Source organism: Actinomadura formosensis NBRC 14204 (genome assembly GCF_001552155.1).
Classification (GTDB): Bacteria; Actinomycetota; Actinomycetes; order Streptosporangiales; family Streptosporangiaceae; genus Spirillospora; species Spirillospora formosensis.
On sequence record NZ_BCQQ01000079.1, the window covers coordinates 23,772 to 34,460 of the forward strand.

Below are 10,689 nucleotides of genomic sequence, written 5' to 3' on the forward strand. Positions count from 1 at the left end.
GGTGGTGCCGCCCCCGCCGCCCGGCTCATCGCTCGGCCCACCAGCGGACCCGGTCGTCCACCATCCGATCGGTGGCGGTCATGGCCGCCCGCTTGGGCCACGTGAGGGTCGCCACGCGCCGCACGAGCGGCCGGGGGGACTGGACGAGCATGCCCTCCAACAGGGTTCTCGCCAGCGCGTCCACCGTGTCGAGCACGTCGGCCGCGTCCTGCCGCGCCACGCGGTCGAACTGGCGGTGCACCACCTCGGGCAGGCGGAACCGTACGGGCACCACGTCGGCGTCGGGCGAGGCCGACGCACCGGCGAGCGGAGACTCGAAGGCGTTGAGGACCGCGCTGCGGTCCGCCGTCCCCATCTGGCCGGACAGGTCCGGGCAGCGCTGCCCGTCCCCGGTGTCCTCGGCGACCCGTACCGCGGTCACGCCCTCCTCGGCCATCACGCCCACGGCCAGGTCGAAAGCGGTGACCGGCCGCGGCAGCGAGCGCACCGCGTGCAGGCCGGTGCCGTCGTCGCGGGCTCCGAGGGCGGCTACCAGCAGCAGCCGGGCCGTCTCCCGGACGGACTGGACGTGGAACGGCACGGCGGGCAACGGCAGCCACAGCACCGCGCCGTCCCGGCAGGACCGCTGGAAGCGCGCCACCGGCGCCGACCCCTCGACCACGTGCGCCGACCGGGCGATGGCGGTCGGCAGCAGCCCCCGGGTGGCGGCGTCCGCGACGATCAGCTCGGCGATGCGCTCGCTGGCGGCCAGGGTGTCGCGGGCGTAGGGCAGCAGGGCATGCTCGTCCGACCCGAGAACCAGCATGCCGGCCCGGGCCGACACCGCCGATTCCACCACGTGGCGGGTGCCCAGGATGGTGGTGACCGGATCGCACGCGTGGGCGGGCGCCGGGGCATGCCGGGCGGCCAGGTGGAACACCAGGTGCGGGCGGGCACCGTGGACGACGCGGGCGACACCGTCCCCGTCGCACACGTCCACCACGTGGTGCTCCGCCCACGGCACCGGTGGCACGGGCGACCGGTCGAGGCTGAGCACTCTGGCCGGGGCGAGGGCGGCCAGTTCGGCCATCAGCGCCGCGCCGACCCGGCCGCAGGCGCCGGTGACCAGCACCGTCCGGTCGGCGACCAGCTCCCGCAGCCGCGCCCGCGGCACCCGCAGCGTCCGGCGCGACACCGCCAGAAAGCGGTGGTACTCCCCGGCGGCGCCGGGATGGGCCAGCACCAGCTCCCGCGCGAGAACGCGCAGCCGGGCCAGAGTGCCCGCGGTCACCGGGGCACGGTCGGCGGGCGCGAGCGCCTTGATCTCTTCCAGGACCTGTTTCAGGTCAGGTGCGGCACTCACGTCGTGATCCCCCCGGGTACGGTGCGCCGGCACCCGCGCGCCGGCGGGGGCCGGACGAGTCGTCTGTCCTGCCGGCCCCGGCCGGCGACCGGCTCGCTCGTCACGCCGTCGCTTTCCACGCGCCTTCCAGGGCACCGGCGCCCTTGGCCCCGCTGATCACGCCGTGCGGGGTCCACGTGTCGCCGGGAGCCCGGCGCACGTCACCGAAACCGGCCTCCGCCAGCCACTCCTCGTAGGCGCCCCAGGGGTAGATCATGCTGCGCGGGGCGGTGAGCGTGGCGAAGTAGGCGTTGTCCAGCGCCGCGTACAGCGGCCCGTCGCCGCTGTCGTCGGACATCACGTTGAACACCAGGACCCTGCCGCCCTCGGGCAGGGCCGCGTGCGCGCGCCGCAGCAGGGCGAGGTTCTGCTCCGGCGACCAGATCACCAACTGGTTGGCGAACAGCACCGCGTCGTGGCCCGGCGGGTACGGGTCGTTGAAGATGTCGCACGCCCTGGCCTCGATACGGCCGGCCAGGCCGGCTTCGGCGATCTTGCCGCGGGCGATCTCCACCGCGCCGGGCAGGTCCAGCACGGTGAACCGCACGCCCGGGTTGGCGCGGGCCAGGGCGATGGCGTTCACCGCGTCCCCGCCGCCGACGTCGAGCAGCCGCCGCACCCCGGTCAGGTCGGCCTTGGCCACCAGGACCGGGTTGGTCAGCCGCGACCAGGACCGCATGCAGCGGAAGAACAACCGCTCCAGCTCCGGGGTATGGGGGAGGCGGTGATAGAGGTCCTCTCCCTCGCCCTCGAACCGGCTCAGTCCCGCGTTGGTGTTGGTGCGCAGCGAGGTCACCAGGTCGGCCAGCGGCAGGTAGACCAGTTCGGCCTCGAACGCCACGATGTCGGCGAAGATCTCCCAGGTGCCGTCGCGGAACATCGTCCGGAGCACCTCGCCGTTGCGGTAGCGGCCGTCGCGCGCCTCGGTCAGGCCCAGCGCGGTGACGCCCAGCAACAGCATGCGGGTCGCCCGCGGGGTCAGGCCCAGCGAGGCGCCGATGTCCGCGGCGTTGAGCTCGTCCTTGCCGTCGAGCAGGGCGAACAGGCCCAGCTCGACGCCCGCGTTGAGCATTTGGAAGGCCGCCGCTCCGAACAGCGGCCCGGCCAGATCCTCGCGTGAGCGGATCTTACGGTTGGGCACCGGGTCTCCTTGGGTCACGGCACGTCCGACGGCGTGCCGGGTGGGGATGCACCGCCGTGCGCAACGCTACGGGCGGCGGCTCTCGGCGCCCTCTCCGTCGTCTCTCGCCGTCATGGCGGAAACGCCCGGGACGCTCGTACAGCCCGTCGCCTCGCGGATGGAGAGGCCGCCGAGGGGTCCTCGGCGGCCTCTCGCGGGAAGGCGGTCAGGCAGCGGCCTGCAGCGGCCTGAGCGCCTCGGCCACCCTGGCGAAGCGGGCTCCGTGGAACTCCGCGGCGGCCTGGACGTACTTGACGGCGCTCTCGTCGCTGTCGCTGATGCTCAGCCCGTACGGGTTTCCGCCCGCGGCGTGGATCACCTCGTAGTCCGCGTAGCCGGTGGGGACGATGATGCTCCCCCAGTGGTGCATGACGTTGTAGAGCGCCACGAGCGTCGTCTCCTGGCCGCCGTGCGTCTCGTAGCTGCTGGTGAAGCCGGTGGCGGCCTTGCCGACCATCACGCCCTCGTGCCACAGGCCGCCGGTCGTGTCGAGGTACTGCTTGAGCTGGGAGGCGACGTTGCCGAAGCGGGTCGGGGTGCCGAAGGCGTAGCCGTCGGCCCAGCGCAGGTCGTCCAGCGTGGCCTCCTCGATGTGCGCGGTGGCCTCGATGTGCGCGCGCCAGGCGGGATTGGTGTCGATCACCGAGTCGGGGGCCAGCTCCGGTACGCGGCGCAGGCGTACCTCGGCGCCGGCGGACTCGGCGCCGCGGGCGACGGCCTCCGCGATGGAGTGGACGTTGCCGGTGGAGGAGTAGTAGATCACCGTGATGCGAGCGGGCATCGGTTCACCTCTTGAATATCCGGGAGCGGACGGACCTGGGCCGCGACGCGGCCCGAACCGACGGCGACCATCGAGGGGCGCCGTTGGTGAGCGGGGGGACGGGGGGCGGTGCCGTGAGGCGGGGGAGAACGCTCGGTTCGGGGGCTCGGTGCGGCCCCGCATCGGTTTCGTGGTCCCCACGGCCGATCTCGGCGTCGGGTAACCGCATTCCCGGGAGGTCGCTGCGCTGGCGGGCGGCGAAACGCAGCCCTTCGACCTCCAGCGTCAGCCAGCCCCCGGGGTCGGAGCGGACCATGTCGAGCATCTGCGCGGAGGGGCCGTCGGGGTGCTCCAGCAGTTCGGAGTCCTCCGGCACGCCGCTGAGCAACTGCTCGGCCCACCGGGCCAGGCCGAGCCAGCAGTCCGCGGCCCGGTCGAGCAGGCCGGCGCGTTCGGCCCAGCTCAGCTCCCGCAGACCGCGCTCGCGGGCGTACAGGCCCATGATGCGGTGCATGCGGTAGCGCAGCACGCCCATGTGGTCCGTGCCCACCACTTCGAGCAACCCGCGGTCGACCAAGTGGTCGAGGACCGGTTCCACGCCGGGGGTGGGCGTATCGGTCGCCGCGGCGACGATCCAGGCGCCGAAGTCGGGCACCTGGAGCAGGCCGATGGCGAACCACACCCGGCGGGTCGTCCCGTCCAGCAGGTCGACGCTGGGACCGAGGTAGGCGCGCATGTCCAGCGAGCCGTAGGACAGCTCATCGAGCCGGCCCTCGGGGTCGCTGAGCCGCTGCGCGAGCTGGCCGACGTTGAGGTGGCTGCGGGCGGCGAGCCGGGCGGCGGCGGCGCGCACCGACAGCGGCAGCCTGCCGGTGGCGTGCACGATCAGGTTGACGGCGGCCTGCTCGGCGGTGATCCGATGGGCGCCCACGACGTTGCTCAGCAGCCGCACCGACTGCTCGACGGTGAACACGCCCACTTCCACCGGGACGATGCCGGGGACCTCGGTGAGGTTGGAGCGGCTGGTCATCAGGACCGCGACCTCGGGTGAGGCGGGCATCAGCGGGCACAGCGAGTCCGAGCCGGGCACGTCGTCGAGGACGATCAGGACACGCTGTCCGTCGAGCAGGCTCCGGTAGAGCGCCGACCGCTCGTCGCGGCCGGCCGGGACTTCGGAGTCGGGCACGCCCAGCGCGTGCAGGAATCGCGACAGCACGTCGGAGACGTCGACCGGGTCGGGCCGGGACGCGCGCAGGTCGGCGTAGAGCTGACCGCCCGGGAATTCCTCGCGCAATCGATGGGCGACGTGGATGGCGAGAGCGGACTTGCCCGCCCCGCAGTTGCCGTAGACGCCGCAGATGCGCACGGCGTCATTGCGGGCGGTGAGCGCGGCGCGAATCCGCTGCTCGTGCTCGGGCCGGTCGACGAAGTCGGGAAGGTCGGACAGGAGCTGGGCGGGCGGGTGCATGGGCGTGCTCGCGACGGGCTCGCCCTCAAGGATGCGCCGCTGCATGTCGCGCAGGGTGTGGCCGGGCTCCAGGCCCAGTTCGTCCACCAGACGCTCGCGGCCCTCGGCGTAGACCTCCAGGGCGTCGGCGCGGCGGTCGGCGCAGTAGAGGGCGAACATGAGCCGGGCGCGCAGCCGCTCGTTGAGCGGGTACTGCTCGACCAGCACCGTCAGCTCGTCGATCAGCTGCCGGCCGAGGCCGCACTCGATCTCCAGGTCGATGCACTCTTCCAGGACCGCCAGGCGCCGTTCCTCCCACTTGGCGGCGTATGCCTGCACGGTCGGGCTGTCCACCTCCGCCAGGACCGGTCCACGAAAGTGCGCCAGGGCGGCCCGGAAATGGGCGGCGGCCAGGGACTTGTCTCCCTTGGCGGTGAGGGCGCGCGCCTCCTCCACCTGGCGGGTGAAGCGGTGGGCGTCGACCGCCTCCGGCTCGACCCGCAGGGCGTACCCGGAGGGGGTCGTCTCGATGAGGGTGCCGGGCGCGCCCGCCAGGGCGAACGAGCGGCGCAGCCGCCAGATACAGGTCTGCACCTGCTCCGCGGCCGTACGCGGCGGGCGGCCGCCCCACAGCGCTTCGGTCAGCTTCCCGACCGTGACCGTGCGGCCCGCGTTGGCCAGGAGCATGATCAGGATGATGCGCTGGCGGTTCTTGCCCACGCTCACCGCCTTGCCCTGGATCGACACTTCTAGCGGACCGAGAACGCTGAACAACATAGGTGCCGACACTCCTCGCTCATAAACAACTGCAAGGCCCACACGGCGGTCCAGCATCCAGCCGGCTCGGCGCGGAGTTAACCACGAGATCAACCAATCGGTCACTCTACTGATCGATCGACTGGCGCAAACTATAACAGGAGGATCCGCGAAGTCATCGTGTCCGTATTTCAAAGCGATAACCGGGGCCGGTGAATTCTGATTGAATCCGCTTTAATCTCGGATGATCACCGAGCGTGTACGTCCGAAACCCGCTATTTGGTCACTCTGGCCCGCCGGTTATGATGACGCCATAACTTTCTTGACACAACTTATGTGGTTATTGGATCAGGCCGGAGGGCGGGTTATTCGCGGCCACGCCGCTCTCCGATCGCTCTCCGGTCGCTCTCCGCGCGTTCTCCACGGGGCTATCCGGAGAGCGGCCGGACCGTCTCCATGGGCACCCCGGCGACCACCGCGGACCGCCGCTCGACGCCCCGGTCCGCCGTGCCCGGCCCCACGCCGCCGATGATCGCGCAGATGACCGCGAGCACCACCGCCGTCACGGCTCCGGCCGGGTACGGCGTACGGCGGCCCGATATCCCCACCCCGCGGAGTTTCTAGGAGCCCGGGCGCACCAGCGGGAAGGGGATCGTCTCGCGGATGCTGCGGCCCGTCAGGGTGATCAGCAGGCGGTCGATGCCCATGCCCATGCCGCCCGCGGGGGGCATGGCGTACTCCAGGGCGCGCAGGAAGTCCTCGTCCAGTTCCATGGCCTCCGGGTCGCCGCCCGCGGCCTGCAGGGACTGCTCGGTCAGGCGCCGGCGTTGCAGGATCGGGTCGATCAGCTCGGAGTAGGCGGTGCCCAGTTCGAGACCGAAGACGATCAGGTCCCATTTCTCGGCCAGCCGCGGGTCCGCTCGGTGGGGGCGGGTCAGCGGGGACGTTTCGGCCGGGTAGTCGCGGACGAACGTCGGTGCCGTCAGGTGCTCTTCGACCAGGGCCTCGAACAGCTCCTGGACGATCTTCCCCTGGCCCCACTGCGGGTCGAAGTTCAGCCCGTGGCGTTCGGCGTGGCGCTGCACGGTCGCGAGCGGGGTGTCGGGCGTGACCTCCTCGCCCAGCGCTTTGGAGACGGACGCGTAGACGGTTATCTCATGCCAGGGGGCGGAAAGGTCGTATTCGACGCCGTCGCGGACGACGACCGTGGTGCCGAGGGCGGCGCGTGCGGCGTCCACGACCAGGGAGCGGGTCAGCTCCGCCATCGTGTCGTAGTCGCCGTACGGCTCGTACGCCTCCAGCATCGTGAATTCGGGGTTGTGCTTCTGGGAGACGCCCTCGTTGCGGAAATTGCGGTTGAGCTCGAAGACGCGCCCGATGCCGCCGACCAGCAGGCGCTTCAGATACAGCTCGGGCGCGATCCGCAGATAGAGCTGCATGTTGTAGGCGTTGATGCGGGTGGTGAACGGCCGGGCGGTGGCGCCGCCGTGCACCGGCTGCAGCATCGGCGTCTCGACTTCGAGGTAGCCGCGGGCGCGCAGCCCGTCGCGGATGGCGGCGATGGAGTCGCCCCGCATGCGCAGCATCCGGCGGGACTCGTCGTTCACGATGAAGTCGACGTACCGCTGCCGGACGCGCGCCTCCGGGTCGGAAAGCCCCGCGCTCTTGTTCGGCAGCGGGCGCAGGCACTTGGCCGCGAGCGTCCAGGAGGAGGCGAGCACCGACAGCTCCCCGCGCCGGGACGTGACGACCTCGCCGCGCACGCCCACCTGGTCGCCGAGGTCGATGAGCGTCTTCCAGCGCCGCAGGGACTCCTCGCCGACGGCGTCCACGGTCAGCATGACCTGCAGGTCGGCGGTCTCGTCCCGCAGTGTGACGAAGATCAGCCGGCCGTGTTCGCGGGCCAGCACGACCCGTCCCGCGATCGCCACATCGGTGCCGGTATGGGTGTCGGGGGCGAGCGAGCCGAACCGCGCCCGGATGTCGGCGGCGAAGTCGGCGCGTTCGCAGCCGAGCGCGTAGGGCTCCAGCCCGGCGGCGCGGATCTGGTCGAGCTTGGCGTGCCGGACGCGCTCCTGCTCCGACAGCCGCCGCTGCGGGGCCCGTGCCGCCTCCGCCGCCTCCTCGATCTCCTTGATCTTGTCGACGAGGCCGGTGGAGGGCACCATCGCGGCGGCCCGGTCCAGCTTCGGGCGGTTGAAGCTCGGCAGGAACCCCTCGGCGCGCGCGTAGGCGAGGCCCAGCCGGATCAGGTGCCGCCCCTGCGTGTAGCAGATGAAACGCGGGCGCCACAGTGGCAGGTACTTCGCGTTCGCCAGGTACAGCGATTCGAGCTGCCAGAACTTCGACGCGAACGACAGGAACCTGTAGTAGAGGCGGGCGATGGGCCCGGCCCCGATCTGCGAGCCGCGCTCGAACGCCGACCGCAGCATCGCGAAGTTCAGCGAGAGTTGCTGCGCGCCGACGGCGGCGGCCTTCTCGGCGAGCTTGGCCACCATGTACTCGTTGAGGCCGTTCTCGGCGAGCCGGTCGCGGCGCATCAGGTCGAGGGAGAGCCCGCTCCGCCCCCACGGGACGAAGCTGAGCAGCCCGCGCAGTTCCCCGTGGGCGTCGAACGCCTCGACCATGACGCAGCGTCCGTCGGTGGGGTCGCCGAGGCGGCCGAGGGCCATGGAGAAGCCGCGTTCGGTCTCCTCGCCGCGCCAGGCGTCCGCGCTGCGGATGAGCTTGGCCATCTCCCAGCCGGGGATCTGCGAGTGCCGCCTGATCCGGATCGTGTACCCGGCCCGTTCGACCCGCCGGACGGCCTGCCGCACCTGCCGCATCTCACGCCCGTCGAGGTTGAACTCGGTAAGGTCGATGATGGCCTCGTCGCCGAGTTCGAGCGCGTCGAAACCGTGCCGCCTGTAGATGTGGGCGGCGCGTTCGCCGACGCTGACCGCGCCGGGGATCCACGCGTGGGCGCGGCATTCCTCCAGCCACGCCTCGATCGCCTGGTCCCAGGATTCGGGATCGCCGAGCGGGTCGCCGCTGGCCAGGGAGACCGAACCCTCCACCCGGTAGGCGATGGCCGCCTTACCGTTGGGTGCGACCATGACGTCCTTGTCGCGGCGCAGGGCGAAGTAGCCGAGCGAGTCCTGGTCGCCGTACTCGGCGAGCAGCGCGCGTGCCGCCAGTTCCTCGCCGGGGCTGAGGACGGGGTCACGCCGCCCCGGCCTGAACAGCGCCCAGAACGTGGCGATCAGCAGGCCGGTGCCGAGGACCCACAGGATCGCGTCCACCCAGAACGGCACGGACACGTTGATCGGCTTGCCGGTGACGCGCGGCCCGAGGACGGTCTGGGAGATCGCGTAGAGCGGGTGCGTCCAGAAGCCCCCGTTGGGGTTCCGGTCGGTGACGGTGACCAGGAACGTGCCGATTCCGCCGGTCACGATCAGCAGGCTGGTGAAGACGATCGTGGCGAGCCGCCGGTTGGCCCGGTCGGGTAGCGTGGTGAACTGCCCGCGCGCGGCGATCAGCAGCCCGAGGACGGCGAGGTACACCCCGGCGGTGACGATCAGCCCGACGGGGGTGGGGTTGCCCGGGGTGAACAGCGTCGTCAGGACGGCGGTGACGGCGAGCGCGGTGGGCAGGCAGAAGATCAGGACGAGGATGCGCCACGCCGCCTTCTTGCGCCGCCGGACGCCCATCGACAGCAGAATCCAGAGCAGCCCCACGGGGACGCTGGGGAACCAGCCGAGGTAGCCGATCCAGCGCAACGCCCAGACTTCGGCTATCTCAAGGATGAGACCATAGGAGACCCACGCGAGCAGCGAGAGGATCCCGGAGAGACGGGTGTACCAGAAGAAGATCGTCGGCGCGGCCTGGATCAGCCGTCCCCACTCGCCCCGCAGGCGGCCTTCGCGTTGCGGGTCCTTCTCCGTCATGATCCCCCAGTCGCCGCATGGTGTGGCTCTCTTAGTTTTACCGGGTGTCACGTCCATCACGCTTTCGTCCGCGGACGTCCGCCCGGCCGCGAACCTCGGGATGGTGCCGGACGTCGTACGGGTAGGGGGATGTGGCTTGCAAGCTCGGTCCAAGGTTGTCAGCAAAAGTCGATATGGTCGCGGATATGCCAAATGAACCCACCGGTGAGCGGTTGCTCGCCCGCCGCTACCGCCTGGTGACCCAGGTCGGCCGGGGCGGCATGGGGACGGTCTGGCAGGCGCACGATGAGGTCCTCGGTCGTGACGTGGCGGTAAAGGAGGTCATCCTCCCGCATGGTCTCACCGATGAGGAACGCGCCGTGCACCACAAGCGCACGTTCCGTGAGGCCCGGACCGCCGCGAGGCTCGGCCACCCCGGTGTCGTGACGGTCTACGACGTCGTCGAGGAGGACGACCGGCCCTGGATCATCATGGAGCTGATCAGGGCGCTCTCCCTGGACCAGGTGATCAAGCAGGAGGGGCCGCTGGAGCCCCGCCGCGCCGCGGAGATCGGCCGCCAGATGCTCGCCGCGCTGCACGCCGCGCACGACGCCGGCGTCCTGCACCGCGACGTCAAGCCCAGCAACGTGCTGATCACCGGCACGGGGCGGATGGGCGAGCGCGCCGTGCTGACCGACTTCGGCATCGCGACCGCGGCCGGCGACGCCACGCTCACCCAGACGGGCCTGGTGATGGGCTCGCCCGCCTACATCGCGCCCGAACGCGCCCGGGGCCGCGTCGCCGGCCCGGCGTCCGACCTGTGGTCGCTCGGCGTGACCCTGTACGCGATGCTGCACGGCAGGTCGCCGTTCGAGCGGCCCGAGCCGATGGCCGCGCTGGTCGCGGTGATCTCCGAGGAGCCCGATCCGCCGGAGAAGGGCGGCCGGCTGATCCCGGTCATCGAGGGGCTGCTGCGCAAGAACCCCGACCAGCGGATGGACGCGATCGAGGCCGGCGCGCTGCTGGACGACATCGTCCGGCAGGAGACCATCGACACGCAGCGGACGATGGCCGTCGAGTTCTCCCCGGAGGAGTACCCCGGCCCCCAGACCACCACGCCGGAGCCGTACGGGGAGGCGTACGCCGAGCCGTATCCCGAGACGTACGCGCCCGACCACCCGCTGCCGGAGGAGATGGAGACCTCCGGCGGCCGGACGGGCGCCGCCGCGTCCGGCGCGGCCACCGCCCCGCGGGGCCCCG

At 71.6% G+C, this 10,689-nt stretch carries 7 protein-coding genes; 1 reads left to right on the plus strand and 6 read right to left on the minus strand.

The window, feature by feature from the left end; translation table 11 throughout:
• Nucleotides 1-25: 25 nt before the first annotated feature.
• The 6 genes from AF1_RS20520 to lysX all read right to left on the minus strand — a co-directional run bounded on the left by AF1_RS20520 (nt 26) and on the right by lysX (nt 9,450).
• Nucleotides 26-1,342, minus strand: a complete 1,317-nt coding sequence (locus AF1_RS20520) for an NAD-dependent epimerase/dehydratase family protein (RefSeq protein WP_067801553.1) — start codon at nt 1,340-1,342, stop codon at nt 26-28.
• A 100-nt stretch (nt 1,343-1,442) separates the two neighbouring features.
• Nucleotides 1,443-2,522: a methyltransferase gene (locus tag AF1_RS20525; protein ID WP_067801556.1), complete on the minus strand. Its 1,080-nt coding sequence runs from the start codon at nt 2,520-2,522 to the stop codon at nt 1,443-1,445.
• A gap of 205 nt (nt 2,523-2,727) precedes the next feature.
• On the minus strand, nt 2,728-3,342 hold the full coding sequence (gene wrbA / locus AF1_RS20530; protein ID WP_067801558.1) for an NAD(P)H:quinone oxidoreductase: 615 nt from the start codon (nt 3,340-3,342) through the stop codon (nt 2,728-2,730).
• A gap of 4 nt (nt 3,343-3,346) precedes the next feature.
• The gene (locus AF1_RS20535; RefSeq protein ID WP_067801562.1) at nt 3,347-5,545 is read right to left on the minus strand and encodes an AfsR/SARP family transcriptional regulator; all 2,199 of its coding nucleotides are present in this window, start codon (nt 5,543-5,545) and stop codon (nt 3,347-3,349) included.
• Nucleotides 5,546-5,952: 407 nt separating this feature from the next.
• Nucleotides 5,953-6,132, minus strand: coding sequence for a hypothetical protein (locus tag AF1_RS34645; RefSeq protein ID WP_131732623.1), 180 nt, complete (start codon nt 6,130-6,132; stop codon nt 5,953-5,955).
• 12 nt (nt 6,133-6,144) lie between these two features.
• Nucleotides 6,145-9,450, minus strand: a complete 3,306-nt coding sequence (gene lysX / locus AF1_RS20540; protein ID WP_174548873.1) for a bifunctional lysylphosphatidylglycerol synthetase/lysine--tRNA ligase LysX — start codon at nt 9,448-9,450, stop codon at nt 6,145-6,147.
• Nucleotides 9,451-9,635: 185 nt separating this feature from the next.
• Here lysX and AF1_RS20545 point away from each other — a divergent pair.
• Nucleotides 9,636-10,689: serine/threonine-protein kinase (locus AF1_RS20545; RefSeq protein WP_255218822.1), on the plus strand; the 1,054-nt coding region annotated here is incomplete at its 3' end.